Here is a 25,503-nt window from a genome sequence, read left to right as displayed (position 1 = left end):
TTGACAAATGTGCACCCACATCACTACGACGGCCGCCATCAGCGGTTCGGGCAAGAGCGGCGCGGGCTGGTTCCCGGTCAAACAGGTCAGCGTGGGGTACGACCACGCCACCCAGGGGACAGACGAGCACGCACTGCTGTTGGACTTCGTCAACTACGACATCGGTCTCGGGGCGCGGGTGGCGCTGGAACTCGACCTGGACTCCGGACGGGAGCTACTGAAGACGTTGCAGGCTGTCATCGCCGAGGCGGACGCGGCCGGCGTCTGAGCCCGGGAGTCGACAATGGCCAAACCTGAACTCGAGTTCCACATACCTTCGGCCGAATGGACCCGCGCGAACGCCGATGGGCCCGGAATCTGGGACCGCCACCTGTCCCACGATCCGGAGACCGGGGACACCACAAGCCTGCAGCGCTACGAAGCGGGTGCCGAGTCCGCACCGGGCATCATCACCCATGACTACTGGGAAGAGGTCATCCTTCTCGACGGCGACCTCCACGACCTCACCGCGGACCGCACGTTCACCGCCGGCATGTATGCCTGCCGCCCGCCCGGCATGCCACACGGGCCCTACCGCAGCACCGGCGGGTGCTCGATGTTCGTCACCATCCGATACCCCGATTGATCCCGATTGGCGGCGGCCCGCTGAGCTGAGCCGCATGGCTGCTGCACTCACGTTCCCCGGCTCCGGCTCCGAGGACTTTCGAGTAGAGCACTACTCGTGCCCTGAGCGGAGGTCGCCCGCACCCTGGGTGCACGCCCGCACCAGGAGGAAATCATGGCGAAAGAGCATTCGTGCGAATACAACTCGGGACCGGTGGCCGGCACGGCTGTCGTGTCGGGGGTTACGTTCACCGACAAGAAGCTCCAGTACGCGAACGTCGACGGTATGGCGGTGTTCGAGGGCGACATCGTCCTGGGCACTGTCGAGGACGTGCAGGCTCTGCAGGTCGAAGCGATCGGCATCACCGGCGAGAAATTCCGGTGGCTGCATGCGACCGTGCCGTTCGAGATCGACCCGGCGCTGCCCAACCAGGCGCGCGTCACCGGCGCGATCGCGCACTGGGAGGCCAACACCAGGTTGAGGTTCGTGCCGCGTACGGGGGCGAATGCCGACCACTTCCCGAACTTCATCCGGTTCCAGCCGGCGGGCGAATGTTCGTCACCGGTGGGAAAGCGCGGTAACCGGCAGAACATCAATATGGGCCCAAACTGCACCAGGGGCAACATCATCCACGAAATCGGACACGCCATCGGCCTGTGGCACGAGCAGAGCCGCGAGGACCGCGACGATTTCGTCACCATCAATTGGCAGAACATCGACGCCGACGACCGGCACAACTTCGAACAGCACATCTCCGACGGCGACGACATCGGCGCATACGACTTCGGCTCGATCATGCATTACAGCGGCACCGCGTTCTCGAACAACGGCAACCCCACCATCGTGCCGAAGGTGCCCTTGCCACAGGGAGTGGTGCTGGGCCAACGCACGGCACTGTCCGCAAGTGACATCGCGGCGGTTGAGGTGCTGTACCCACGGGCCGGTCGATTGGTCGATCGCACCGCTGAGTTCGGCACGCCGGCCGCGGCAAGCCCGCCGACGGCCTGTGTGATCCCGGGAATGAACGTGCACAACATCGCCTACCGCGACACCTCAGGACGCCTACACGAGTTGTGGCGGGACGGGCAGGGCGGGACGGGCACCACGAATCTGACCGCGAATGCGGGTGCCCCGACGGCGTCCGGCAACCCGTTCGCTTACGTGGATACGGCGCGCAACACCGAGATCCTGCTGTTCCGTGGCGGCGACGGGACCGTGCGCAGCCTGTATTGGTCCACCGGCGCGGTGGGGCACGACAATCTGGGTGGCACCGCAGGCGCACCGAAGGCTTCCGGCGACCCGGTTGGCTACTACGATCCCGCGACCGACAGCCATCACGTGGTGTACCGCGGCGGCGACGGGCATCTACACGAGCTGAACTGGTTCAACGTCGCTCCGGTGGTGTACGGAGGCAACCTGACCGGTGCCATCTCTGCGCCTCGCGCAGCAGGCAACCCGTCCGCGTACAGCGGTGGCGGCTTCAACATCGTCGTTTACCGGGCCACCAACGGACGCATCATGTCGGTGTACTGGAACAACGGTCCGAGCGGACTCGACGATCTGTCCGGTACCGCGGGCACTCCCCTGGCCGCCAGCGACCCCGCCGCCTACTACACCGCGCACAACGACACCCATCAGATCGTGTACCGCGCCGGCAACGGGCACTTGTACGAGCTCTACTGGGTCGGCGTAGCTCCGGTGGCCGGATGGGATCTGACCGCGGCGGCGGGCGCACCGGCGGCGGTGGGCAATCCGTCTGTGTACTACGTGGCCGCAGAGAACACCAAGCACGTCATCTATCGCTCGTCGGACGGCCGACTGCACGAGATCTGGTGGTATCCCGGTGCGGCGCCGGGTTACAGCGACCTCACCGCGTTCGCGGGGGCGCCGCTGGCAGCGGACAGCCCGGCGGGATTCACCGAGAACGGCCGGCAGCATGTCGCCTACCGCGGCACCGACAACCGGATCTACGAGGTGCGCTGGGGCTGACGCTCAGACGATGCCAACCGGTACGTCCAGGCTGACATTGCCCTGAGCGGGCACCGGGACGGATTGAGTGGTGACGAGGTCACCGGCGGCGAGGATGGGGCCGCCGGTGGTGTCGATATAGCACTGAAGTGAGAACTGTTGGCTCGCTGTGGCTTCCGGAGCCTCGAGCTCAAAGGGAATACGCCGGTTCGGCTGCACGGCGACATTGGGCAGCGCAACGCTGGCGACAACCGGCGCGGGGGCGTCGGCGTAGGTGACATCGCGCACCTCGACGATCACTTCAGCCACCGCCGTCGGCGCATCGGGAGGCAGGACAACATTGCCCTGGATTCGCCTCGACACACCGATCACGGTAGTCGCGTAAGCGGCCCTCTCAGTCGCAAAGGCCTCGGCTCCCGTCCACAGGACGACTGCGCCGGAAGCCTGACGGGGATGGGTGAGGCGGTGTCTGGCGGCGCTAACCGGCGCACGCCGATACCAAATTTTGGTAATATGCGTTCCATGGGGAAGAACACCTCGTTCAGCCTGGATGCTCACTTCAGGGAGTTCATCGACCGGGAGGTCGCCTCGGGCCGGTACGGCTCTGCCAGCGAGGTGGTACGCACCGCGCTGCGGCTCCTCGAGGATCGCGAAACACGCCTCGACGCGCTGCGCCAGGCCTTGGTACACGGCGAAAGTAGCGGCGAGGCAACGGCCTTCGATTTCGACGCGTTCGTCGAGCGAAAGAGCGTGGATTCGCGCGCACCACAGTGAATCGTGTCGTCTTCTCACCGGCGGCCCAGGTCGATGTGGAACAGATCTGGGATTACACCTGCGAACGGTGGGACTTCGCCCAGGCGGAAAGATACATCCGCTCAATTCAGCGCGCCGCAGAGCGTGTCGCGGACAACCCTGCTATCGGTCGCGCGTGTGACGAGGTTTGGGCCGGGTACCGCCGGCATGCCGTGGGGTCGCACACCTTGTACTACCGCGTCGAAGGCGACTTCGTCGTCGTGGTCCGCGTGCTTCACAAACGTATGGACGTCGATCTGCACCTCGACTGACTGCCTGCGGCGCGTGCCTGGAGCGTCCTTAGCCACCGACTTTTCGCTCACCGGGATTAAAACCGGCACCCCATACCCGTAGGTGGCGCAATACGCCGGCCAGTGCGGCGAACGCCAGCTCACCGGCTTACAGAAGCGGCGCATTCCGTACTGTCCCGTCCTCTTCACAACGCCGCGGCCAACGCACCTGCGATACCCCGATACCTTCCTGAGCAGGTCAGTCCCACACCGAACAGCCCTCAGGAGGTGACCGTGGCCGAACACAACGTCGCCCAGAATGCCGACAACGAACCGACACCGATCCGGCGGCCCCGTGCTGATCAGGCGCGGCTGGTCGCCGATGTCCTGCGGCACCAGATCCACGCCGGCGGCTACGCCGACGGTCTGCCCACCGAGCAGGAGCTGGCCGAGGAGTTCTTCGTCTCGCGTAACACCGTGCGCGAAGCGCTGGCCACGCTCAAAGGCGAAGGCCTCATCGACCGCGGCCCACGCACCGGCACCCACGTCGCCATCCGCAAATACGACCACGGGCTCGACGCGCTCACCGGCCTCAAGGAGACGTTCAAGGGCTACGGCGAGATCCGCAACGAGGTCCGCGCCACCATGACCGTCGCCGCGCCGCCGTCGGTGGCCGCCAAGCTGAAACTGGCACCCGGCGAGCACGTCGTTTTCATCGAGCGGCTGCGCTACCTGGGCGAGCTGCCGCTGTCGCTGGACATGACCTACCTCGCCCGCGACGTCGGCGACCAGGTGATCGAGCATGACCTCGAAACCAACGACGTCTTCGCCCTCATCGAGCAGGTCACCGGCCGCCGGCTCGGCAACGCCACCCTGGCCGTCGAAGCCGTTCCCGCCGAACCCCATTCGGCGGCCATTCTGCAAGTGCCGGACACCGCGAGCCTGCTTCTGCTGGAACGCCTCACCCATCTGGACGACGGCCGGCCCGTCGATCTCGAATACATCCGAATGCGCGGCGATCGAATCACGTTGCGTGGCAACCTTGTCAGGGGAATCTGATGGCCCAGGTCAATCAACGTGTCGACGTACCCGTCACCATCGACGAGTCGCTGTGCATCGAAGGCTGCACACTCTGCGTCGAGATCTGTCCGCTCGACTCACTGGCCATCAACCCGGACAACGGCAAGGCGTTCATGCACGTCGACGAGTGCTGGTACTGCGGCCCCTGCGCGGCGCGCTGTCCCACCGGCGCCGTCTCCGTCAACATGCCCTACCTCCTTCGATGACCCAGGACCCACCATGAAACGCACCCTCGCTGTAGTCCTCAGTGCCGCCACCGCGATATCCCTGGCAGCCTGCTCTCTCGACGCCCAGACCCAGTCCGAGGACACCGTCAACGTCGTCATCGGTTACCAGTCCAAGACCATCAACACCGTCACCGCCGGAACACTGTTGAAGGCAAAGGGTTTCCTGGAAAAGCGCCTCGACGACCTGTCGAAATCCAACGGCACGACGTACCGCGTGGAATGGCAGGACTACGACACCGGGGCCCCGATCACCGCGCAGATGGTCGCTGAGAAGATCGACATCGGCTCCATGGGCGACTACCCCATGCTCATCAACGGCTCCAAAACCCAGGCCAACGAGCGCGCCCGCACCGAACTGGTGGCGGCCACCGGATACAGCCCCACCGGCTCGCTCAACATGGTGGTCGTGGCCCCGGACTCCCCCGCGCGCAGCATCACCGACCTCAAGGGCCAGAAGGTCTCCGCCAGTGTGGGATCGGCAGGACACGGCACCCTGGTGCGCGCCCTCGACAACGCCGGCATCGATCCCGCGAACGGTGTCGAGGTGCTCAACCAGCAGCCTCAGGTCGGCGCCTCAGCACTGGAATCCGGTCAGGCGCAAGCGCTCTCGCAGTTCGTGGCCTGGCCCGGCCTGCTGGTGTTCCAGAACAAGGCCAAACTGCTCTACGACGGCGCCGAGGGTGACTATCCGACCTGGCACGGTGTGGTGGTACGCCGCGACTACGCCGACCAGCACCCCGAGGTGCTCGACGCCTTCCTGCAAGCCCAGCTGGACGCCACCGAGTTCCTCAACGACAACCCGCTGGAGTCGGCCAAGCTGGTCGCCGACGGCAGCGGGCTGCCCCAGGAAGTCGTGTACCTCTACAACGGTCCCGGCGGCACCAGCTTCGATACCACACTGAAGCCGTCATTGATCGAGGCGCTCAAAGGCGATGTCCCGTACCTGAAGTCGATCGGTGATTTCGCCGACCTGGACATCGACGGTTTCGTCAACGCCGACCCGTTGAAGAAGGCTTTCGCCGACCGCGGCCAGAACTACGAGGAGGCGGTCGCAGACACCACCAACCCGTCGGCGCTGCGGGGCCAGGATCCGGTCTGCGACATCGCCGTCACCGACGCCAAGCTGGCCGGCGAACTGTGGATCGACGGCCAAGACGGTACCCAGGCCGCCGCCAACCCCGACTGCCTGCTGCGCGCCATCCGCGAGGCCACCGCCGACGGCGAAACCGTGCGGGCCGCCTATGTTCCCGACACCGAATTCGGCACCCGCTGGTTCGCCGACAAATCGATCTGGGTGAGGGACGGCCAGCGTCACCTCCCGTTCGACACCACCGCGGGAGCCGAGCGCTACACCGCGGCGCACCCCGGCGCCAGCGTCGTCGACTATCAGCAGGCGCTGGCGGGTGCGGTATGACCACCGCACCCGCGGTGCTCTCGCCCGCCGAACCCGCCGTCGCCGTCGCGCCGATCGCCAGGCCGCGCACGAAGACGTGGCCGTCCTGGCTGGTGCGCATCGCCTCGGTGGCCGCGTTCATCGGGCTGTGGCAGCTGTTGACCGCCAACGACGTTCGGTTCTGGTTGCGCTTCGACACCCTGCCCACCGTGACGGAAATCGTCGCCGCGTTTGGCAGCAGGCTCGGCACCCAGAATTACTGGCTGGACCTCGGCCAGTCACTGATCCGCATCCTCACCGGCTTTGCGCTCGCCGCCGCCGCGGGCGTGGTCACGGGAATCCTGCTCGGCCGCTCGGGCAAATTCGCCAACGTTTTCGGCCCGCTGACCGAGCTGGCGCGGCCCATCCCGGCCATCGCGATCGTGCCCGTGGCGATCCTGCTGTTCCCCACCGACGAGGCGGGAATCGTGTTCATCACGTTCCTGGCCGCGTACTTCCCGATCATGGTCAGCACCAGGCACGCCGTGCGCGCACTGCCCACGCTGTGGGAGGACTCGGTGCGTACGCTCGGCGGCAACCGCTGGGACGTCATCACCCGAGTGGTGTTGCCCGGCATCCTTCCCGGTGTGTTCGGCGGATTGTCCGTCGGCATCGGCGTCGCGTGGATCTGCGTCATCTCCGCCGAGATGATCTCCGGCAGGCTCGGTGTCGGCTACCGCACCTGGCAGGCCTACACCGTGCTGGCCTATCCCGACGTGTTCGTCGGCATCATCACCATCGGCATCCTGGGCTTCGCCACGTCCGCGGCCGTCGAACTGATCGGCCGCCGCGTCACCCGGTGGCTGCCCCGCGGCGAGGAGAACAACCGATGACCGGGATGACGCTGACCCTCGACGGCCTGGTCCTGTCCTACGGCGGCTCCCCCGTCGTCGACGGCCTCGACCTCGAGGTGCAGCCCGGCGAGATCCTGGTGCTCACCGGTCCGTCCGGATGCGGCAAGTCGACGGTCCTGCGCGCGCTGGCCGGTCTGCTGACGCCGGACGCCGGTGAAGTACGGGCCGACGGCGCCCGCGTCACCAGCACCTCGCGCGATCGCGCCATGGTGTTCCAGGACAACGCCTTACTGCCGTGGCGCACGGTGTTGTCCAACGTCGAACTCGCCCTCAAGCTCGCCGGACGCCCGCGCCAAGGCCGCCGCGACGAAGCGCTCAAGTGGATCCGCGACGTCGGCCTGGCCGGCTTCGAGAAGTACCTGCCGAAAAGCCTGTCCGGCGGTATGCGGCAGCGTGTCCAGCTGGCCCGCGGCCTGGCCGGAGCGCCCCGCGCCGTCATGATGGACGAACCGTTCGGCGCACTCGACGCCCAGACCCGGGCCACCATGCAGCGGCTGCTGATCGACACCTGGCGCGCCCATCCCACGACGGTCGTCTTCGTCACCCATGACGTCGACGAGGCACTGCTCATCGGCGACCGCGTGGCTGTCCTGGGCCGCGCCGGGCAACCTCTGCGCGCGCTGCTCGACGTCCCCTCCCCTCGTGAGGCAGGAGTCAACCGCGCCACCCTGCGCGCCGACGTCCTTGCCGCACTCGACCACACGGAGCTGGTCCACTGATGCAGATCCCCTCGATCGAGGACGCCACCCGCCTGGACTGTGACGTCCTGGTCATCGGCGGCGGCACCGCCGGTACCATGGCCGCGCTGACCGCTGCCGAGAACGGCGCCCAGGTGCTGCTGCTCGAGAAAGCCCACGTCCGGCATTCCGGCGCACTGGCCATGGGGATGGACGGTGTCAACAACGCGGTCATCCCCGGCAAGGCCACCCCCGAGGACTACGTCGCCGAGATCACCCGCGCCAACGACGGAATCGTCAACCAGCGCACCATCTATCAGACCGCCACCCGCGGCTTCGCCATGGTGCAGCGTCTCGAGCGATACGGCGTCAAATTCGAGAAGGACGAGCACGGTGAGTATGCCGTGCGCCGCGTGCACCGCTCCGGTTCCTACGTGCTCCCCATGCCCGAAGGCAAGGATGTCAAGAAGGCGCTCTACCGGGTGCTGCGGCAGCGGTCGATGCGCGAGAAGATCCGCATCGAAAACCGCCTGGTGCCCGTCCGCGTGCTCGTCGAGGACGGGAGGGCCGTCGGCGCCGCTGCCCTGAACAGCCGCACCGGCGAGTTCGTCGTCGTCGCCGCCAAAGCCGTCATCCTGGCCACCGGACCCTGCGGCCGTCTCGGCCTGCCCGCTTCGGGCTACCTGTACGGCACCTACGAGAACCCCACCAACGCCGGTGACGGGTACTCGATGGCGTTCCACGCCGGCGCCGAGCTGTCCGGTATCGAGTGCTTCCAGATCAACCCGCTGATCAAGGACTACAACGGACCGGCCTGCGCGTACGTCGCCAATCCTTTCGGCGGGTATCAGGTCAACGCCCATGGGGAACGGTTCGTCGACTCCGATTACTGGTCGGGCCAGATGATGTCGGAGGTCAAAGAGGAGATCGAGTCCGCCCGCGGGCCCATCTACCTCAAGGTCAGCCACCTGCCCGACGAGACCTTGTCGACGCTCGAGGGCATCCTGCACACCACCGAACGGCCCACCCGGGGCACCTTCCACGCCAACCGTGGCCATGACTACCGCACCCACGACATCGAGATGCACATCTCCGAGATCGGCCTGTGCAGTGGGCATTCCGCGTCCGGGGTATGGGTCGACGAGTTCGCCCGAACCACCGTCCCTGGTCTGTACGCGGCCGGGGACCTGGCCTGCGTGCCACACAACTACATGATCGGGGCGTTCGTCTACGGGGAGCTGGCCGGCGAGCACGCCGCGTCAACACTTGATGACGTTGCCGCACCGGAGACCCTGCCCGCCGACCAGATCGCCGAGGCGCACGAGCTGATCTACCGGCCCCTGCGTCACCCCGACGGCCCGCCGCAGCCGCAGGTCGAGTACAAACTGCGCCGCTTCGTCAACGACTACGTGGCCCCACCGAAAACCGCCGCCAAGCTGTCGCTGGCGGTGCAGACGTTCGACCGGATGCGCGACGAGGTGGCCGGCATCGGTGCCACCACACCGCACGAACTGATGCGCGCGGTGGAGGTGTCCTTCATCCGCGACTGCGCCGAGATGGCTTCGCGTTCCTCGCTGACCCGCACCGAGTCCCGGTGGGGGCTCTACCACGAGCGCAGTGACATCCCGGAGCGCGACGACGTGGACTGGCGCTACCATCTGAACCTGCGCAAGACCGCCGACGGCGGGATGGAGTTCCTCAAACGGCCCGTCGACCCGTACTTCGTGCCGGTACCCGGGCTTGACGAATTGCCCAGCGGCGAAAGCGAACCCATCCGTGTGCAGCAGCCTCCGCTGGTCGGAGGGCAGGCACCGGCGTCGGAGGTGTCGCGCATCGACAGTACCCCGGCCGCGCAGCCGCCCTCACCGCGTATCGCGGCCGTGCTGGCACTCGACGAGCCTTCTCTCGAAGACCTGCGCCAGTATCTGAACGACGACGATTCCGCAGTGCGCCGCACCGCCGTCGACGTGGTCACCGAGCACCTGCCCGACGGCTACGGCCATGCGCTGCTGGCCGCCTTGTCCGACGTACACCCACAGGTGCGTCACGTCGCTGCCGACGGCATCCGGGAGTTGGTGGAGGTGCTACCGGATGCCGCCGGCGTTCGGGCCCATATTGATTCGACGGACCCCGTCGTGCGCGGCGCCGCCATCTACGTCGTGAGTGCCCGACGGGTGGGTGACCCGGAGCAGTACCGGCACGCGCTGCAAGACCCGGACCACCGGGTCCGCATCGAGGCCGTCCGCGCGCTGGTGTCGGTCGACGACGCCCACGGCGTCGCGGCCGCCTGCGGTGACGTGAACCGCGAAGTGCGCATCGCCGTCGCCAACGGGCTCGGGACATTACGCAGCGGCGCCGACGCCGTGCGCACGCTCACCGACGATCCTGACCCGCTGGTGCGCGCCGCCGCGTTGGCCGCGATGGGCGCGGTGGGATGGGACGACGCCGACGTCACCACCGTCGAAGGCGCGTTGGCCGCGTCGGCATGGCAGATCCGGCAGGGGGCGGCGCGGGCGTTGGCGGGTGCGCCGTCGCCCGCGACTGCGGTGCCACCGCTGTCGCGTGCCCTGGCCGACCCGCATCTCGATGTCCGCAAGGCAGCCGTGTTGAGCCTGACCCGTTGGGCCGCATCTGCCGACAGCGCCCGCGAGGCCCTGACCGGCGCTCTGGACGACGGGGACGCCGACGTCCGGGCGTATGCGCGGCACGCGCTTGCCGGGGTGAGCTGAGGTTCAGCGCAGACCCAATTTGCGCAGCGGTCGTTCCAGCTCCCACCACACCCGATCCAGCGCACGCAGCGGCGCGAGGATCGGCGGCTCCTGCAATGGCCAGAGCTGACACCGCGACGCAGTGGAGCCGGTGGCAGCGAGGATGCCGTTGACGGCTCGGCGGGCGGCTTCGTTGGCGCCTTCCATGCTGGCCAGGTCGGTGTGAGTGCGTACAAAATCCGAAGCCAGGAAGAGGTTTTCGATCCCGGTGCAGGCCTCCGGCCGGTCCGCCCACGAACCGGCAGTGTTGATGAGCAACGGCTCGCTGTTCGTGGCCACGACTCCGGTCGCGGGATCGAACGGCTTCACGGCGGGATCGAGAAAACGGGCAACGATGTCGTCCTCGCGCAGTGAGCCGTCATCGATATGGTCGGTCAGTTGTCGCCAAACCTCGTCCAGAATCTCCTCCCTGGTCGACTGCTTGGCCGTCTTACCCGTGGCCCTGCTGGGCCGGTCCCAATCCGAGATGTCCACCGACAGAATCCCGTCGACCTCGCCGTCACCGTAGCCGTCGAGGTCGATGGTCTTCCAGAACTGTGCCTGCGAAATGGCGGTCAGCGCCCAATCCGAGTCGGTGAAGATGGTGTGACCCCGCTGCAGCGGCACGTCCCGCTTGAGGTAATACTGCGCTCCGGTCATCCACCGGGTCTGCAGCCGCGCCAGCCGGCTCAGGCTGCGATCGGCGACGGTCATGTCAGCGTTCAATGTGGGGATCAGATCCTCGATCGGCAGCGCCGCCATGTAATGGTCCGCGTGGATGGTCATCGGAGCGCCGTGCTGGACAGCGCAGGCACTGAGGATCCTGTGTCCGGCCAGATCGAAACCTGTCACGGTGCAATCAGTCTCGAAGTCAACGCCCTGCTTGGTCAGCCAGTCGACCCAGGGGTTTATCCACACATCGCTGGTGGGGCCGTCAAGCAATCGGTCGGTGCGACCGCCCATCCGGGCCACATCGAACAGCAACTGGCACAGGATCAATCCACCGGTGCGCGCCGAGACCTCCTGCGCTCGCGCGGCTACCAGCGTTCGGGTCAAACCATCTGCCAGGAACTTCCGATAGTTGGGCGAGAGATGTTCCCCGAACGAGAACCGCCACCAGCTGGTGTGCTCCCACTGCGCGTAGCGGCGATCATCGCACGACGTGAGCAAGGCCAGGAGCCGCTGCCCGAAGAACCCGAGTTCCCAGAACGGAATACCGAGTTTCACGCCGAAGTCGTAAGCGAACTGGATCGCGACGGCGAGGTCGCCGAGATCACCGGGGAGTCGCAAGGGAGCTATCAGCTCATTGGCTTCGCCCACCTGCGCCAGCAATACCCGGTGTGCGTCGACAAGGTGACTGGCCGCGGTCCCCGGTGGGGACGGGATGCGCTCCATCGTGTCGACCAGGTGTTTGTAGAACCCCGGGAAGAAGCGGAATCCGTGTTCGCCGGGCAACGGTTTCCGGTTGCCCTGCGCAGTGGCAGGCACGTCGATGGATCGCGCCTTGCCGCCGAAAACCTCGAGCGCCTCGTACACGGTGACGTCGAAGCCGCGCTCGACCAGTTCATGCGCGGCGCTGAGCCCTCCGACGCCGCCGCCCAGGATTGCAACGGAAGTCATCTGATCCCCCGCGGCAGCTTTTTGCGTAGACCACGGCGCAGCGGCGTGGCCGCGGTTCGCAGAGACCTCATCACAACGCGCCGAGGAAATCCCAGGTTCACCTCACGCGGCGGCCATTCCCCTGCCAGAAGTGCTTGGACCCAGATGCTGTCCGAGTTCAGCGGCCAAACCAGCGTCCAGAGTGTTGCCTCCAATTGGCGCAACGCTGCGCCGCCATCAGCGGCGGCCATCTCGTCGATGAGGTCCTTACCAGATTTGTCGTATATGTCTCGGGCGCTTGCGGCGACCTCGTCGGCCGAGATCCCCTCGGAGGCCAGGATCTCGTTGATCAGTGCGAGCCGCAGCGCTTCCGCCTCGTCGCGCGGCACATCCCTCAGAAGCTGTCGGCTCAATTCGCTGGCCCCGTCCAGCCGGCCCCACAGCCAGTCGTGGCGACGACCGCTTTCGCTGGCGAATGCTCCGAAGTGGTTGAGCCGCTCGCCGTACAGCTTCTTCGTCGGCCAGTCGTCTCGGTTGTCGAGAGAGTGCAGGTCGATCCCGGGCGGCGTCTCCACCGCGGGGGTCACGTTCTGGAAGCGGAACGTTGGCACGTCATACTCACCGCCGCGCCAGGAGAACACGCCGCTGACCACCTCGACGGCCAGAGAAAGCTCTACCAGTGTGTGCGCATCGACGCCGGGAACAGCGTCGGCGATGGCCTGCGCCGTCGGAATCATCGCTGCGGTCAATACCTCGCTGAGTCCGCCGTCATAAACGGCGCGCATCGCCGTGAGCTGCCCGCCAATCTCCACCGGCGCGGAGGTGTCTCCACTGACCGCTGCTTCGAGGGGTTTCCAGACTGCGGTGACTTCGCGTTGCGCCGCCGCAATGGTCTCCATGGCCTCCAAAACGTTGGTTGCCTGGTTGTTCAGCCGCGACAGCGCCCGACCCCACCACCTCAGGATCCGGTCGGCGGCCGACCAGCCCCAGGTCCAAGTGGTGCCGTCGAAAGCCGGGAAGGAGTCAGTCGGAATCCCCGGAACCCCCGTGACTTTTGGCTGCTCATCGTCGCCTGGCGGGGCCAGCACGACAGGAAACCCAGACCGTGACTGCAGCCATCGCAGTGTGACCTCGGTGCGAGTTTCGCGGTATTCCTCGAGTAGCGCATCGGCGGCCTGGAGCAACGGTGCTTCCTTTCCGCCATCCGGGTCGCCGAGGTAGTCCTGGACCTTCCGAAACGCCTGTGATTGGGCATATCTCATCTGGCGAAAGATGTCCTTCAGCGCATCCGCATCGAGTCGTTCGTCGGGCTCACGGGTGGCGGACAGGACGAGTCCAAGAGTTTCCACCAGCGCCGGAGGAGTCTCCGACCGCTTCGAGTCCTCACCCTTGCTGGTTCCGGGGGTGACGTAGAGCAGCACGCGCTCGAACGGTTCGTTGATCGGGCGTTCCCGAAGCACCTTCAGTAGCGGCTCGAAGGGGGCGTTGTCGAGAATGCCGCCGTCGGCGAGCCACCTGGCCGCTTGCGCACTGTCCTCCGACCGCTCCAGAAGCGCAGCCGTTTCCCACTCCGGCGTGAAGGCCACCGGGAACGATGCCGACGCGCGAGCTGCCTGTATCAGGGCGGCAGTACAGCCGTCGGTCGCGCTGAAGTCGTCGGTCAACGACGAGCCGCCACTGGCCGGGCCGACAGTGCGTTTGAACGTGTACACGCGTCGGCCATCCCGGCTGAACATGGAACTGCCGGTCTCCAGGGGCGAGGGGCGGGGCTGACTGCCGAGTGCCGTGGACGTCACCAGGAGGGTGCATTCGCGCGGGGTGATGCCGTCGTGCGGCTGGACCTGCCTGAGGACGGAGCTGACCTGGCCCTCGAAGTAGTCGCCGTCGAGCATGGAAGTCGCCCCCTGCACGCTTTTCCGCGTGAGCTTGCCGACGTCCAGGGAGGCGACGTCTGCCCATACGTCACGCATCGGTGGCAGGTCTCCGCCGCGGGCCACGGCGGTGGCCAGCAGGGTCCCGTTGAGTCCACCGGCACTGGTGCCCGCCACGATGTCGATGATCGCGGTCCGTTGGCAGGCCTCCAGGATCCGATCCCACGCCGCCGTGCCGTTGGTTCGTCGCGTGTCGGAGGCGAAGCGCAGGCGATTGAGCTCATGGGTCACTCCGCCCATCCAGACGGCGAGGCTGACGCCTCCGTTCAGGACAACCGCATACCGGGTCTGTCGCTTGAACTGCTTCTCGTCCCCGGGCATGGATCCAGAGTCCCTCTGGCGGTGCCCGGGGGCAGGGGTAGTCCGCTACTCGATTTCGACGGTCGTTCACAGCAATGCGGTCAGGCTGCTCCGGCTGGAAACGGTCTTGGGATGTTCTGCCCCCAGAGAGTCTTCGAACGTCTGCACCGCCTGTGTCAGGAGGTGCCGCGCCGCCTCGTCGTCGCCTTGTTGTAGGGCAAGCATGGCCAGGTTGTGCATGGTCACAGCCGTATCGGGGTGACCTTTCCCGAGCAGGTGTTCCTTGATGTCGAGTGCTTTCAGGTAGAGGGCTTCTGCCCCGGCGAGATCACCTCGCGCTCGACACAGCGCGGCAAGATTGTTGTAGCTTACGGCGAGTTCGTAATGACCTGGCCCATAGATGTTTTCGAAGACTCGAATACAACGGTTATACAGCGCTTCAGCTTCGTCGTATCGATGCTGCTCCTGAACCAGCGCCGCGAGCGCTGCGATGTCCTTCGCCACCTCCACGTGGTCGGCGCCGAGGGCGGTTTGACGGATCCACACCGCACGTCGCGCGTAGGTCTCACCGAGGTCGAAGCGCCGCCGGACGTGTTCGATGCCGGCCAGGTTGTGCCAGACTGTCGCGACGTCGACATGCTGACTTCGCTTCGCCGCAACGATGGGTAGCGCCCGCAAGTACAGGCGTTCGGCGTCATCCAGACGCGCGGCGTACTTGTACACCACCGCAAGATCATTGAGCAGCGTCGCGAGCTCGATGGTTTCAGGCCCGTAGAACCGCTCAGCCAACTCGATCGTCTGAAGGTAGAGGCTTTCGGCGTCACCGAGGTTGCCCAAGATCCGTTGCAGGCGCGCCACACTCGACATCACCGCAATGCGCGTCGGCGTCAGCGCTGCGTTGTTGTTGTGATGCTCCAGGATGGCCGCGGCGCATCCGTAGGCTCTACCGGCGTAGGCGAAATCGCTCATTTCTTCGCGAATCGTGCCGATGGTGTGCCAGATGACCGCCACTTCCGGCGAAGATTCTCCTCGCCGGCGTACGACCATCGTGCGGGCCTTGGTGGCCGCGGCCAGAGCTGGACCCAGCCGCCCGGCGTCACGGTTGGCGATCGCGTAGGCGTTGAGGCGCTCGGCCCCGTTCCTGCCGAACCAGGCCGGCCACACCGCGAACACCGTGACAGCGCGCGACAATCTAGCGTGCCAGCATGACCTCATTGTGATTGCCGGCCAGTCTTGCGTTGGCTATCGCCGTGGCCGGCCCCATCAGGGCGACGGTAGCCGTGGTCGTGACAAGTCCGAACCGGGTCAGGAGCGCCCGGATCTTCTTACCTCCTGTTGTGTTCATGTCTCCTCCATCTCCCCTCTTGATGTGTCGGCTGCAGAATCCGACATGGCCATCGTCCCTCCCATCCCGTGGCCAGAGAACGCGTAGTCCACTACTCGACATGGAGGTTCCGCACGATGTCGAGTCCGCAGGGGCGACGAACGGGGCATCTGATCAATCTGGCTCGTGGGGAAACAGAGTGTCCACCAGAGGCAGAGGTGCGCTGTTACGGGTCGAGCCGGTAGAACCGCAGGAAGTCATGCTCAATCGGCAGAACTGACACCGCAGAAAAGCCCGCTTCCGCTGCATAACGTTCCAGGGTCGCGCGCCTCATCACGGTGCCCGTCTCGGCTGATGGCTTCGAGGCCATTCCCGCTGGGAGACAATCCAAGACGCTGTACCCGTAGAAGAGCCGCTCGGCGGCATCCGAGGGTGCGGAGAACGCGTCTGCCACGCGCTCGTCCGCCACGATCAGCGTTCCACCCGGTGCCAGCAGTCGTCGCACCGTGCAGAGGACATCGACCGGCCGTGACATATCGTGCAGCGCCTCGACGATGACAGCGAGATCGTACTGTCCGGACAGTGTCGGGTCGGACCCGTCGCGCACGGAGAACGTCACCCTTTCGGCCACGCCCGCCTCCAAGGCATTGGTACGGGCCAAATCGATGCTGGGCTCGTCCAGATCGAAGCCGTCCACGGTCGTGGCCGGATAGGCGCGCGCGATGGCGACCGCAGCCCATCCCACGCCGCAGGCAACGTCGGCCACCCGCGCGCCCGCGAGCAGCTTCGCATGAACGTCCGGGACCAGCGGCAGGTATTCGTCGGCGAAGGAGCGGACCAGCCATGGCCGGTTGAAGTCGCCCTGCGCCTCTCTCGCGTCGGCCCCCTCGACCAGAAGACCGTCGCCGGTCCGGTACGCATCCACGAGCTTCGGCAGGATGCCGCCCAGGGCCGCGAGTGAGCGGCAGACGGCGGCCATAGCGTAAGGACTTTCCGGATCTATCAGGGTTTCGGCATGGCCGCCGGGAAGCGAGAAGCGGCGGTCCCACTCGGGTTTGGCGACGTTGTCCACCTCGAGGATCGCGCTCGCGGCCTGCTGTTCGAGCCACTCCCGTGCGTACCGGGCATTGATTCCGGCGCGCTGGGCGAGTTCACCGGCGGTCAGCGGTCCGTGGTCTGCCAACACGCGATACAGGCCCAGGCGGTCCCCCAGATACACGGTGAAGACGTCCATGGTGCCCAGTGCCGACGTGAAAAGGCGTTCAACGAACGCATCCCGTGTCTGGTCCGTGCTGGTCATTGCATCTCCTCACGGGGCGACTGGCCTGACGACGAGTTGCGCAGTGCTCGCGCTCAGAACGAGGTACGACTCCTGCCAACCGGGTAACGCGACGGACAGGACGTCGCCGCCGGCTTGGTGTTCGAGGGACCAGGTTCCGCTGTGGCTGACGCCGCGATCATCCGGGCCGGGAGTGCCGACGACCGCCCGGTGATCGGGTAACAGTGTGAAGACGGTGCGGCCACGTGCGGGAGGAAGCGGGTAGTCGGCGGGCCGGAACATCTGTCGTTGGTCACGGTCCTCTTCGTGAGAGTGCTTCCAGGACCCCACAATCTGCGAATCCTCGATCACGGCGCCCACCACCCTCCTGTGATCACGGCTGTTGATGGGTGCGGACGAACCGGCGCAACTCGGCGAACTCGGTAGACACACTGCCGTCGGTGGCTTCGAGCACCTGCGAGGTGCCACCGTCTTCGACGGTGATCGCGTAGCTCATCGCGTCACGCGCCGAACCCGGATCTTCGCGCGCTGGCGCAGCCCGTTCGTACACCCGGGAAGCCGCGGCAACAAGTCGGCGCAGTTCCTCCTGACCTTCGACTCCGAGATCTGCGGAATCGAGGACGAGCGGCCGCCGATTCATGGTGGCGGCCTGCCCACCACAAGTGCTGACCGACACTTTCATGTTTCCTGCTTTCGGTGGCAGAAGGTGCATCACGCAGTATGCCCCTACTTGCGGGCCTTCACCTTGGCCTTCGCCGATCGCTTGGCGGTCGCTTCCGTACCGGCACCTCTGATGACCGCGTGGGTGAGAGCTTTCACGTCTGCCGAGAGTTTCTCGACTTGCTTCTGCAGCTCGTCGAGAGACCCATCGGTGGACGCCGCCACTGCCTCCGTTTGCACAGTGCGGATGCGGATACCCACCGCCTCCCAGGCCGCGCCAACCGCGGTGTGCTCGGCGCTTCCGGTTCCGTACAGCTGCGCGGCCTTGACCGATGTGGTCTCGGCGAACGCCTGGAAATCGGTGGTCGACGTGGATGCTCGGAGGGACTCGTACCAGATGTGGCCGGGGGCTTCCCAGGCCCGCCCACCGATTCCGGTGGCCACCAAGTAGAACGCCTTGTTCGGAATACCGGAATTGGTGTGCACTCCGCCCCAGTCACCGGGACGTGTGTCTGGCAGCGTGACGAAATCTTTCATGTGGTCGGGCTGCGGGTCCCCGTCGAAGGCGGTGCCCGGGGCCTTCATCGACCGCAGTGCGTCGCCCTGCAACGCCGGGGTGAAGATCTCCGCACCGATCAGCCAATCGGCCTCCTCAGCGGTCTCGTCGTTCGACCACTGTTTGATGAGGCATCCGAAGACGTCCGAAATCGATTCATTCAGGGCCCCCGGCTGTTTGTGATATTCCAGGTCAGCGGTGAATTGCGTGACACCGTGGGTCAGTTCGTGGCCGATGACGTCCAGAGATTCGGTGAAGTCGGTGAAGTTGACGCCGTCGCCGTCACCGAACAGCATGCGCTGCCCGTCCCACAACGCGTTTTCCATGGCGTCGCCGAAGTGGACGTAGGCATCGAGTCGCATGCCGAGCCCGTCGATCGAATCGCGTTCGAGTACGTCCTGAAAGAACGTCCGGGTGGCGCCGAGCCCATCGAAGGCCCGGTTGACCGAATCGTCGGGCGAGACGGCGGAGGTTTCGGTGCGCACCAACGTCGCGGTGTGCAAATTCTCCGAACTGTGCGCATCGAAAACTGATCGACGGCCGGCGGCGGGTGCCGCCAGAAAGCCTCGTGTCGCAGGACTCATCTCCCGCCGCCCCTTGAGTTGGGCGCTGGCGGCAATGGTGTTCAGCGCCGCTTTACGGACTTTGGGGTCGTCACTTTCCATCAGTTTGGCGAGGATGTACGGCGGCATGATGCAGTTCCGTGGACACCTGTTCGTCATCGGTCTACTCCAATCCTGTTGGCAGAAAGCTCATCCGAGAGCCGTCACCACGAAAGCGACGTTCATCCGCAGAATTTCGACGGCAAGGTCGATATCGACGAACTGCATGGTGTCGCCGGCGGTGTGAATGTTGTCGTTTGCGCCGTCGGCGCCTTCGATCGTCAGCACCGCCGGGATGCCCTCGTCGATGAACGGCACGTGATCGCTGTTGAATGGGTTGACGCTGGTCTGCACGGTCAACCCGGTGTAGGTGTGCGCGGCGTCGGCCAGCCCGTCGATCACCCGCTGCGAGAGCGCGGCCCCTTCCAGCAGGACCGTGGGGACGGGAGTGTTCACCGTTGCGATCATGTCCATGTTGACCACGGCACGTATGCGTGAACGTTCTGCCGAGCTCAGGTTGGCGACGTAGGCCAGGCTGCCGAACAAGCCCTCTTCCTCACCGCCGAAGAGAATGAATCGCACATCGAGTTCGGCTTGGTGGTGGGCGACGGCGCGAGCCATCGCCAGCAGTCCGGCGCTGCCCGAGCCGTTGTCGTCGGCGCCGGGCGCCGGTGCTGCAGGACCGCCGGCGAGGTTGATCGAATCCAGGTGCGCGGTCACCAGCACCACGTCGCGCGGTTCGGATGCGATCCCCGTTCGGTCGGCGATCACGTTTCGACTCGGCTTTCCCAGCACGGTGATGGCCTGCGTGTGGGTCTGATACCCAGCCGCATCAAGCTGGTCTTGCGCCCACCGGGCCGCCTCGTCGAATTGTGGGCTTGTCGAGTGTCTGGTGCCGAAGTCGACCAGCTTGCGCAGGTCGGCCTCGTACTGCTCTGCGGACACCATGTCGACGCATTTCTGCACCGTGGGCTCGGATTGGCGCGCGATCCGTGGGAGAGACTCGAAAATAGCGGAGCCCCAGGGTATCTCGCGAACGCTGTAGCACGGGAAGTCGTCGGCGCCGGCGGCCTCGGGGGCATCGGGGTCGATTTCGACGACGAGGTAGCGGCCTTTGTCCGCGAGCACCCGGACCTCGGGATGTGCCTGCTGGAAAGTACGCCCGTGCTGGATCACGAGGCGTAGCTGTGACTGCCGCGCACGCGCATCGGGCTCCACGGCATCCCGCCGCAACACAATGTCACCCATCCGGAACCAACCACCGTCGACGAACTGCTGCACGTGCGGCAAAAGCTCGGTCAGCGACGCGATGTCCCCACCGCTCCCGCCCGGCGGACGGACCTGGACTGCTGTCAAGCCCATCTTGCGCGCGGCCGCCACATGCGATTTGTTCTCGGTCACAAAGAACACGTCGGCAAACGTCAGCCCTGGGTCGATTTTGCCGACGGCGGCCTCGAAGAACTCTCGGGCCGGTTTGTGGGCGCCGACTTCGCCGGACAGCGCGACGTGGGTGACGACCGGCTCGAAGAATTCGCGGATGCCGAGGTTATCGATGATGTCGTAATACTGCTGGGCGGGTTCATCGAAGTCCGATGCCAGCCCTAGTTGGACCGGCGTGCCATCGTCATCCCTCAAGGCCGCAATGTCCTGCAGAGTCGTCAACGCTCCCGGCAACAGGACATCCCCGTCCTCGAGCGTCTGCCCGAGGTCGAACAGGACAAGTTTCATGAGTCTTGCCGGCCCGTCACGCCTGCGCGACCAGGCTTGCCAGCTGGTCGACCAGCGAACGCAGCCGAGCTACCTCACGACGCAATTCACCCAGTTCGCCGTCCGCCGTCGACGACTTCGGGGTCTCCGCCTCGCCGTTGCCCGCAACGGCGCCGACAAGCAGCTGTGAGGGCGTGGCTTGAACGGCAGCCGCTGCACCGGCGAGGAAGGATGCTCGTGGGCCTTCCAACGCCGCCGACATCCGTACCGATTGGCCGGTGGTGAACATGAACATCCCGGCATCGTCGGTGTAGTCCATGTAGTTGACGAACATATCGCCGTCGGGTCCGTTGCTGCACGTGACGCTGGGGAATTGGGGCCGCCCGAAGTTCGGGTGCGCCTGATTGGGTGTGTCGTCGACGAGGTCGCTGCCGCTACAGCCGCTGCCGTCGTCGCCCCAGATGTGGCGCAGGCTCAACCAGTGGCCGATCTCGTGGGTTGCGGTGCGCCCCAGATCAAATGGACTGGATGCGGTACCGATGGTTCCGAAGAAGGAATGGCCGATGACCACCCCGTCGGTTTCGGGTGGTCCGCCGGGGAACTGCGCGTACCCGAGGATCTGGTCGAATCCGCTGCGCAGCTCGCCACAGACCCAGAGGTTGAGGTAGTCCCACGACGGCCACGCATCCACACCGCCGGTGGCGTTCGACTTCACGTCATCGTCGTCGGCACTGAAGAAGGTCTTGGTGGTCGCCGTGCGGGTGACGCCATCGGTGGGGTTGCCCTCGGGGTCGACGCTCGCCAGCGCGAACTCGATTTCGCAGTCGGCGATCAGGTCGGTCCACACGGTTGGGACGCCTACCCGGTCGGGGTTCGTGGCGCGGAAATCTTGATTGAGGACATCGATCTGGCTGTCGATCTGGGCCTTGCTGATGTTCTGCGACGGGGTCGCCGGATTGTGGACGACGTGGACGACGACCGGGATGGTCACGACACCCCGCCTCGCCGCGCGTAACCCTGACCCATACGCTCGTGCCCTGTTCTCGAACTGATCGCTTCTCTGGCGGTAGCTCTCGCTCGTGGACAGCAGTTTGTAGTGGACCGCCATTGTGCCGCAGAGTTGGCGCGACAGCTTCGCCGGTTGCTCGTCCATGACCGTTCCTTTCGAAGACGGGGCGTCGGTGCCCAATCGAGTATCCGCACGCGGAGCGCCCCGGGGGCGGGTAATCGACTACTCGATCCCCGGTACCGCGAAGTTCCGCGCTGCACCGTTATGCGATTGCGCCGGAGCCTCTTTGTCTTCGCGCGGTGGACACACTCGTCAACCTGGTCAGCATTACGCAAATGCTTTGATGTGTAATGTGAGTCGCATGTCGGCGAGGGAGCAGCCTTGAACTATGTCGGAGAGCTCCGGAGCAACTGGCGACCGCTGGCCGCCGCCACCGCCGGATTGAGTGCGGGCCTGAGCCTGAGCGCCTACACCAATGCCGCCATGGCGCCGCAGTTCCTGCAGGCGTTCGGCTGGAACCGCTCCGACTTCGCGCTTGCCGGCGTCATCACCTTGCTGACATTTGTGTTCCTGCCGGTGTACGGCCGCCTTGCCGACCTGTTCGGCGTCCGCCGCATCGCCTTGACCGGCGTGATCGGACTCCCGCTTTGCTGGCTCGCGTTCGCACTCATGACCGGACCGATCTGGCAGTACTTCGTCATCAGCGTGGCGCTCATCTCGCTGGGCGTCACCACCACCCCGGCGATTTACAGCCGCATCGTAGCCACCCGGTTCGTCACAGCCCGTGGCCTGGCGCTGGCGATCGCGATCTCCGGGCCGCCGCTGCTGGGCGCCGTGGGCGCACCGGCGCTGGAGGCGGTCAATCGCGCCCACGGCTGGCGGATCGGGTGTGTGGCGATCGCGGTGTGCCTCGCGGTGATCGGCACCGTCGCACTGGTTCTCATCCCGGCCGAGAACGACTCCGAACGGCAACGCGCACACCGCCGAAACACCAACGACTACCGCACCATTGCCCGCAGCGCGCTCTTCTGGATCCTGCTGGCGGGTGTGCTGCTGTGCAATCTCTACCACACGGTCACCACTACCCAACTCGGCGTCATGCTCGGCGACTCGGTGGGCATCGGCGACCGGGTGTCACTACTGATCTCGGTGTTCGCGATCGCCGTCATCGTCGGCCGATTCGTCTGCGGTGTCGCGCTGGACCGCTTCCCGCCTCATCTCGTCGCGGCAGCCGCCATGGCGCTACCAGGGCTGGGCTGTCTGCTGATCGCCACACCGTGGGACGGTGTCACTGTGCTGATGATCGCGGTCTGCTGTCTGGGCGCGGCGTGGGGCGCCGAAGGAGACGTGATCGCCTATCTGGTGGCGCGGCGGTTCGACCTCGGCGTGTACAGCACGGTGCTGAGCATTCTGTCGGCAGCCATCGGTGTCTCGTCGGCACTCGGGGCGCTCATCCTCAGCCGCACCCTGCGAATCAGTGACAGCTTCAACGGATTCCTGACCTTCGCCGGTGTGGCGGCCTTCCTGGGCGGCGCGCTGTTCCTTCTGGTGGGACGGGTCGCTTCACCGGAACTTGCGAAAATGAGTAGTCCTACGTAGGAAACCCGCTGGCAAGCTTTCCGGTATGGACAACACCAACACCACCGCGGCCTACTTCATCCAGGCGGCCATCGCATTCGGAGTCAGCTTCCTCGGAACCCTCGGCGGCATCTACTTCCTGCCCCTGGACGCCTGGCAGCGCCTGTTCCTCGGCATGTCGGTACTCTTCCTGGTCACCAGCGCCTTCACCCTGGCGAAAGTGATCCGCGATCAACAGGAGGCCGCCACCATCCGGGTCCGACTCGACGAGGCGCGCATCGAAAAGTTGATCGCCGAACACAATCCGTTCACCACAGGCGTCTGAGGCATCGCAGGTTCACTTGCGATCACGTCAGTTTTCAGTACTGTCACCGGCGTGCGGACAACGATCATCGGCACCACGATGCCGATCCTGGAACTGACTCTCGACGCCGGTGAGTCGATCATCACCGAAGGCGGCGACGTCTCCTGGTTCACCCCGGGTCTCGACATCCAGACCTCCACCAGTTTCGGTTCCGGCGGTCGCGGCGGCTTCATCAGTGGCCTCAAGCGTGCGCTCGGCGGCGGGAACCTGTTCCTCACGCAGTACACCGCACAGTCGAACGGCCGGATGGTGGCGCTGTCGACCAACCTGCCCGGTGTCATCCGCGAGATGCGCATCGATGCCGGCGACAACTACATGGTGCAGGCCGGCGCGTTCATGGCCGGCACCCCGAACGTCGAAGTGTCAGTGGCACTTCAGCAGAAGCTGGGCGCCGGCATCTTCGGCGGTGCCGGTGTGGTGTTCCAGAAGCTCAGCGGCAACGGGGTGGCGTGGGTGCAGATGGCCGGCGAGCTCGTGGAATACGAACTCGCACACGGCCAATCGTTCCTGATCCACCCTGGCCACCTCGCGATGTTCCGCGCGGAGATGCAGCTGACGTTCGCCAGCGTTCGCGGTGTCAAGAACAAGGTCTTCGGCGACTCGCTGTTCATGGCCGAGCTGCACGGGCCGGGTCACTTCTGGCTGCAGTCGATGACGGTGGCCAAACTGGCCGCCGCCATCCAGCCCTACCTGCCCGAGCGGTCGAACGACAACTAAACCGACAACTGCGCCTTGACATCACGGGACAGCGCGTCGGCCAGAACCTCCCGGTCGCCGGCGAACAATCCGTCCAGCGCCGCCGTGGCCACGATGGCCGGATCGGTCTTCTGCTCGGCCGGGATGTAGCTCACCATATCGGTGTCCATGTACCCGACGTGCAGTGCGGTCACGCTGATTCCCTTCGGCGCCAGTTCATCTCGGACCGCATCGGTCATGGCCCAGGCTGCGGCCTTCGCCGAGGAGTAGGCACCGCTGGTGGACGGGTGCAGCCACGACAGCACCGACAGTACGTTGAGGATCGCCCCGCCGCCGTTGCGTTCGATCACCGGCGCGAACGCGCGGACCACCTGCAGGGTGCCGAAATAATGCGTTTCCATCTCCAGCCGGATGTCCTCGAGGGGGCTGTCGAGCAGCGTCGCCCGGGTCGAGACGCCGGCGTTGTTCACCAGGACGTTGACGTCGGTGGCGATCTCAGCGGCGCGGCGCACCGAGTCGGCATCGGTGATGTCGAGTTGGATGGGTACCACGCCCGGGATGTCGATGGTCTCCGGCCGGCGGGCGGCGGCGTAGACCTTGGCCCCACGGGCGACGAGTTCGAGGGCGAACCGGCGCCCGAGGCCCCGGTTGGCTCCGGTGACCAACGCGGTGATGTGTTCTGTGTTCATGATGTGCCTCCTGTTGATGGCGTGCCCGTCTGGGGCTGTGGGCTGGAACGCCCCAGGCGGGCCGATCAGTCCCGGCAGATTCCGAGATTGCAGCTAGCAGGTATCAGCGGCCGGGCGCCCGCTCGGTGATCTCCTGCAGCACCCACCCGTTGCCGTCGGGATCGGTGAACGAGGCGAACGAGCTGTAGCTGCGGCGTTCGGGGTCGGGCCCGGGCACCCGGGCGTCCGATCCGGCATGGTTGAAAACGCCGGTGGCGTCGTGGAACACCTCGCTGACCTCTACTCCCCTGTCCACCAACTCGGCTCGGGCTGCCTCGACATCGCTGACCACCAGATAGAGCCCCTGGGTGCTGCCGGGCGTGGCAGAGCTGACGCCGGTGCCGAGAATGATCGAACTCGGCGAACCGGGCGGGGTCAGCTGCACCACCCGATAGTCCTCGCTCACAACAAAATCCGCGTCCAGTCGCCAACCCAGCGACTGGTAGAAGTCCCTTGCCCTGTCGACATCGGATACGGGCACCACGACGACTTCGAGTTTCATGTCCATGACAGCTCCATCAATTGGGCGTTCGAGCCGTGGCGCGGATGTCGCGGTTCG

Annotated in this window: 27 protein-coding genes; 14 read left to right on the top strand and 13 right to left on the bottom strand. The window is 65.8% G+C overall.

Annotated features, from left to right (window positions below; all coding sequences use genetic code 11):
- Positions 1-7 precede the first annotated feature (7 nt).
- The 3 genes from NL241_RS17565 to legP all read left to right on the top strand — a co-directional run bounded on the left by NL241_RS17565 (position 8) and on the right by legP (position 2,593).
- A complete protein-coding gene (locus NL241_RS17565) occupies positions 8-268 on the top strand; it encodes a DUF6295 family protein (protein WP_494398220.1) in 261 nt (86 codons plus the stop codon).
- 15 nt (positions 269-283) lie between these two features.
- Positions 284-625 carry a cupin domain-containing protein gene (locus tag NL241_RS17560; RefSeq protein ID WP_494398219.1) on the top strand — a complete coding sequence of 114 codons (342 nt, stop codon included), beginning with the start codon at positions 284-286 and terminating at the stop codon, positions 623-625.
- Positions 626-778: 153 nt separating this feature from the next.
- On the top strand, positions 779-2,593 hold the full coding sequence (gene legP, locus NL241_RS17555; RefSeq protein ID WP_494398218.1) for a Dot/Icm T4SS effector Zinc-dependent metalloprotease LegP: 1,815 nt from the start codon (positions 779-781) through the stop codon (positions 2,591-2,593).
- A 3-nt stretch (positions 2,594-2,596) separates the two neighbouring features.
- Here legP and NL241_RS17550 read toward each other — a convergent pair whose 3' ends face one another.
- Entirely contained in the window at positions 2,597-2,935 is a 339-nt protein-coding gene (locus NL241_RS17550) for a hypothetical protein (protein ID WP_494398217.1), read from the bottom strand.
- A 159-nt stretch (positions 2,936-3,094) separates the two neighbouring features.
- Between NL241_RS17550 and NL241_RS17545 the strand changes: the two genes are divergently transcribed.
- The 8 genes from NL241_RS17545 (at position 3,095) to NL241_RS17510 (ending at position 10,593) form a co-directional block, all read left to right on the top strand.
- Positions 3,095-3,346, top strand: a complete 252-nt coding sequence (locus NL241_RS17545; protein WP_487694656.1) for a type II toxin-antitoxin system ParD family antitoxin — start codon at positions 3,095-3,097, stop codon at positions 3,344-3,346.
- On the top strand, positions 3,343-3,636 hold the full coding sequence (locus NL241_RS17540) for a type II toxin-antitoxin system RelE/ParE family toxin (protein WP_494398216.1): 294 nt from the start codon (positions 3,343-3,345) through the stop codon (positions 3,634-3,636). Before NL241_RS17545 ends, NL241_RS17540 begins: the two co-directional genes overlap by 4 nt.
- Positions 3,637-3,888: 252 nt before the next feature.
- Positions 3,889-4,653: a GntR family transcriptional regulator gene (locus NL241_RS17535; RefSeq protein WP_487694654.1), complete on the top strand. Its 765-nt coding sequence runs from the start codon at positions 3,889-3,891 to the stop codon at positions 4,651-4,653.
- Positions 4,653-4,880, top strand: coding sequence for a 4Fe-4S dicluster domain-containing protein (locus NL241_RS17530; RefSeq protein ID WP_487694652.1), 228 nt, complete (start codon positions 4,653-4,655; stop codon positions 4,878-4,880). Before NL241_RS17535 ends, NL241_RS17530 begins: the two co-directional genes overlap by 1 nt.
- Before the next feature lie 13 nt (positions 4,881-4,893).
- Entirely contained in the window at positions 4,894-6,315 is a 1,422-nt protein-coding gene (locus NL241_RS17525; protein WP_494398215.1) for an ABC transporter substrate-binding protein, read from the top strand.
- On the top strand, positions 6,312-7,166 hold the full coding sequence (locus NL241_RS17520) for an ABC transporter permease (protein ID WP_494398214.1): 855 nt from the start codon (positions 6,312-6,314) through the stop codon (positions 7,164-7,166). Before NL241_RS17525 ends, NL241_RS17520 begins: the two co-directional genes overlap by 4 nt.
- Positions 7,163-7,906: an ABC transporter ATP-binding protein gene (locus NL241_RS17515; RefSeq protein WP_487694648.1), complete on the top strand. Its 744-nt coding sequence runs from the start codon at positions 7,163-7,165 to the stop codon at positions 7,904-7,906. Before NL241_RS17520 ends, NL241_RS17515 begins: the two co-directional genes overlap by 4 nt.
- Positions 7,906-10,593, top strand: coding sequence for a fumarate reductase/succinate dehydrogenase flavoprotein subunit (locus tag NL241_RS17510; RefSeq protein ID WP_494398213.1), 2,688 nt, complete (start codon positions 7,906-7,908; stop codon positions 10,591-10,593). Before NL241_RS17515 ends, NL241_RS17510 begins: the two co-directional genes overlap by 1 nt.
- Positions 10,594-10,596: 3 nt before the next feature.
- Here the strand turns inward: NL241_RS17510 and NL241_RS17505 are convergent, their stop codons facing one another.
- The 10 genes from NL241_RS17505 to NL241_RS17460 form a co-directional block, all read right to left on the bottom strand.
- On the bottom strand, positions 10,597-12,231 hold the full coding sequence (locus tag NL241_RS17505; RefSeq protein ID WP_494398212.1) for a hydroxysqualene dehydroxylase: 1,635 nt from the start codon (positions 12,229-12,231) through the stop codon (positions 10,597-10,599).
- Entirely contained in the window at positions 12,228-14,462 is a 2,235-nt protein-coding gene (locus NL241_RS17500; protein WP_494398211.1) for a DUF3376 domain-containing protein, read from the bottom strand. The genes NL241_RS17505 and NL241_RS17500 overlap by 4 nt, the downstream gene beginning before the upstream one ends.
- 66 nt (positions 14,463-14,528) lie before the next feature.
- The gene (locus NL241_RS17495) at positions 14,529-15,614 is read right to left on the bottom strand and encodes a tetratricopeptide repeat protein (protein ID WP_494398210.1); all 1,086 of its coding nucleotides are present in this window, start codon (positions 15,612-15,614) and stop codon (positions 14,529-14,531) included.
- A 19-nt stretch (positions 15,615-15,633) separates the two neighbouring features.
- Positions 15,634-15,786 carry a hypothetical protein gene (locus NL241_RS17490; RefSeq protein WP_494398209.1) on the bottom strand — a complete coding sequence of 51 codons (153 nt, stop codon included), beginning with the start codon at positions 15,784-15,786 and terminating at the stop codon, positions 15,634-15,636.
- Positions 15,787-15,991: 205 nt separating this feature from the next.
- Positions 15,992-17,065, bottom strand: a complete 1,074-nt coding sequence (locus NL241_RS17485) for an SAM-dependent methyltransferase (RefSeq protein WP_494398208.1) — start codon at positions 17,063-17,065, stop codon at positions 15,992-15,994.
- Between the two features lie 9 nt (positions 17,066-17,074).
- Positions 17,075-17,404, bottom strand: a complete 330-nt coding sequence (locus NL241_RS17480; protein ID WP_494398207.1) for a hypothetical protein — start codon at positions 17,402-17,404, stop codon at positions 17,075-17,077.
- 13 nt (positions 17,405-17,417) lie between these two features.
- Entirely contained in the window at positions 17,418-17,726 is a 309-nt protein-coding gene (locus tag NL241_RS17475; RefSeq protein ID WP_487694637.1) for a protealysin inhibitor emfourin, read from the bottom strand.
- 44 nt (positions 17,727-17,770) lie between these two features.
- A complete protein-coding gene (locus NL241_RS17470; RefSeq protein WP_494398206.1) occupies positions 17,771-18,952 on the bottom strand; it encodes a M4 family metallopeptidase in 1,182 nt (393 codons plus the stop codon).
- 60 nt (positions 18,953-19,012) lie between these two features.
- The gene (locus tag NL241_RS17465) at positions 19,013-20,590 is read right to left on the bottom strand and encodes a M20/M25/M40 family metallo-hydrolase (RefSeq protein WP_494398205.1); all 1,578 of its coding nucleotides are present in this window, start codon (positions 20,588-20,590) and stop codon (positions 19,013-19,015) included.
- A gap of 16 nt (positions 20,591-20,606) precedes the next feature.
- Positions 20,607-21,560, bottom strand: coding sequence for a zinc metalloprotease (locus NL241_RS17460; RefSeq protein ID WP_487694634.1), 954 nt, complete (start codon positions 21,558-21,560; stop codon positions 20,607-20,609).
- Between the two features lie 399 nt (positions 21,561-21,959).
- On the opposite strand from NL241_RS17460, the gene NL241_RS17455 reads away from it, so the two are divergent.
- The 3 genes from NL241_RS17455 to NL241_RS17445 are packed head-to-tail and all read left to right on the top strand — an operon-like array spanning position 21,960 to position 24,237.
- Positions 21,960-23,177, top strand: coding sequence for an MFS transporter (locus NL241_RS17455; RefSeq protein ID WP_494398204.1), 1,218 nt, complete (start codon positions 21,960-21,962; stop codon positions 23,175-23,177).
- A 25-nt stretch (positions 23,178-23,202) separates the two neighbouring features.
- A complete protein-coding gene (locus tag NL241_RS17450) occupies positions 23,203-23,481 on the top strand; it encodes a YiaA/YiaB family inner membrane protein (protein ID WP_487694631.1) in 279 nt (92 codons plus the stop codon).
- A 51-nt stretch (positions 23,482-23,532) separates the two neighbouring features.
- Positions 23,533-24,237, top strand: coding sequence for a TIGR00266 family protein (locus tag NL241_RS17445; RefSeq protein ID WP_494398203.1), 705 nt, complete (start codon positions 23,533-23,535; stop codon positions 24,235-24,237).
- Here NL241_RS17445 and NL241_RS17440 read toward each other — a convergent pair.
- Together NL241_RS17440 and NL241_RS17435 are read right to left on the bottom strand one after the other, a co-directional pair.
- Positions 24,234-24,905: an SDR family oxidoreductase gene (locus NL241_RS17440; protein WP_487694629.1), complete on the bottom strand. Its 672-nt coding sequence runs from the start codon at positions 24,903-24,905 to the stop codon at positions 24,234-24,236. The two genes, NL241_RS17445 and NL241_RS17440, sit on opposite strands and share 4 nt — an antisense overlap.
- Before the next feature lie 103 nt (positions 24,906-25,008).
- Positions 25,009-25,452, bottom strand: a complete 444-nt coding sequence (locus NL241_RS17435) for a VOC family protein (protein WP_487694628.1) — start codon at positions 25,450-25,452, stop codon at positions 25,009-25,011.
- Positions 25,453-25,503: the final 51 nt, after the last annotated feature.

It is taken from the genome of Mycolicibacterium sp. SMGY-1XX (genome assembly GCF_059132455.1).
The sequence above is the reverse complement of the archived record's forward strand: the minus strand, read 5'-3'. Positions and strand labels throughout refer to the sequence as shown.

Coding starts and splice junctions, on each gene's coding strand:
- NL241_RS17565 (WP_494398220.1), top strand. CDS start 8: ATGTGCACCCACATCACTACGACGGCCGCCATCAGCGGTTCGGGCAAG.
- NL241_RS17560 (WP_494398219.1), top strand. CDS start 284: ATGGCCAAACCTGAACTCGAGTTCCACATACCTTCGGCCGAATGGACC.
- legP (WP_494398218.1), top strand. CDS start 779: ATGGCGAAAGAGCATTCGTGCGAATACAACTCGGGACCGGTGGCCGGC.
- NL241_RS17545 (WP_487694656.1), top strand. CDS start 3,095: ATGGGGAAGAACACCTCGTTCAGCCTGGATGCTCACTTCAGGGAGTTC.
- NL241_RS17530 (WP_487694652.1), top strand. CDS start 4,653: ATGGCCCAGGTCAATCAACGTGTCGACGTACCCGTCACCATCGACGAG.
- NL241_RS17525 (WP_494398215.1), top strand. CDS start 4,894: ATGAAACGCACCCTCGCTGTAGTCCTCAGTGCCGCCACCGCGATATCC.
- NL241_RS17520 (WP_494398214.1), top strand. CDS start 6,312: ATGACCACCGCACCCGCGGTGCTCTCGCCCGCCGAACCCGCCGTCGCC.
- NL241_RS17515 (WP_487694648.1), top strand. CDS start 7,163: ATGACCGGGATGACGCTGACCCTCGACGGCCTGGTCCTGTCCTACGGC.
- NL241_RS17510 (WP_494398213.1), top strand. CDS start 7,906: ATGCAGATCCCCTCGATCGAGGACGCCACCCGCCTGGACTGTGACGTC.
- NL241_RS17505 (WP_494398212.1), bottom strand. CDS start 12,231: ATGACTTCCGTTGCAATCCTGGGCGGCGGCGTCGGAGGGCTCAGCGCC.
- NL241_RS17500 (WP_494398211.1), bottom strand. CDS start 14,462: ATGCCCGGGGACGAGAAGCAGTTCAAGCGACAGACCCGGTATGCGGTT.
- NL241_RS17490 (WP_494398209.1), bottom strand. CDS start 15,786: ATGAACACAACAGGAGGTAAGAAGATCCGGGCGCTCCTGACCCGGTTC.
- NL241_RS17485 (WP_494398208.1), bottom strand. CDS start 17,065: ATGACCAGCACGGACCAGACACGGGATGCGTTCGTTGAACGCCTTTTC.
- NL241_RS17475 (WP_487694637.1), bottom strand. CDS start 17,726: ATGAAAGTGTCGGTCAGCACTTGTGGTGGGCAGGCCGCCACCATGAAT.
- NL241_RS17470 (WP_494398206.1), bottom strand. CDS start 18,952: ATGCCGCCGTACATCCTCGCCAAACTGATGGAAAGTGACGACCCCAAA.
- NL241_RS17465 (WP_494398205.1), bottom strand. CDS start 20,590: ATGAAACTTGTCCTGTTCGACCTCGGGCAGACGCTCGAGGACGGGGAT.
- NL241_RS17450 (WP_487694631.1), top strand. CDS start 23,203: ATGGACAACACCAACACCACCGCGGCCTACTTCATCCAGGCGGCCATC.
- NL241_RS17440 (WP_487694629.1), bottom strand. CDS start 24,905: ATGAACACAGAACACATCACCGCGTTGGTCACCGGAGCCAACCGGGGC.
- NL241_RS17435 (WP_487694628.1), bottom strand. CDS start 25,452: ATGGACATGAAACTCGAAGTCGTCGTGGTGCCCGTATCCGATGTCGAC.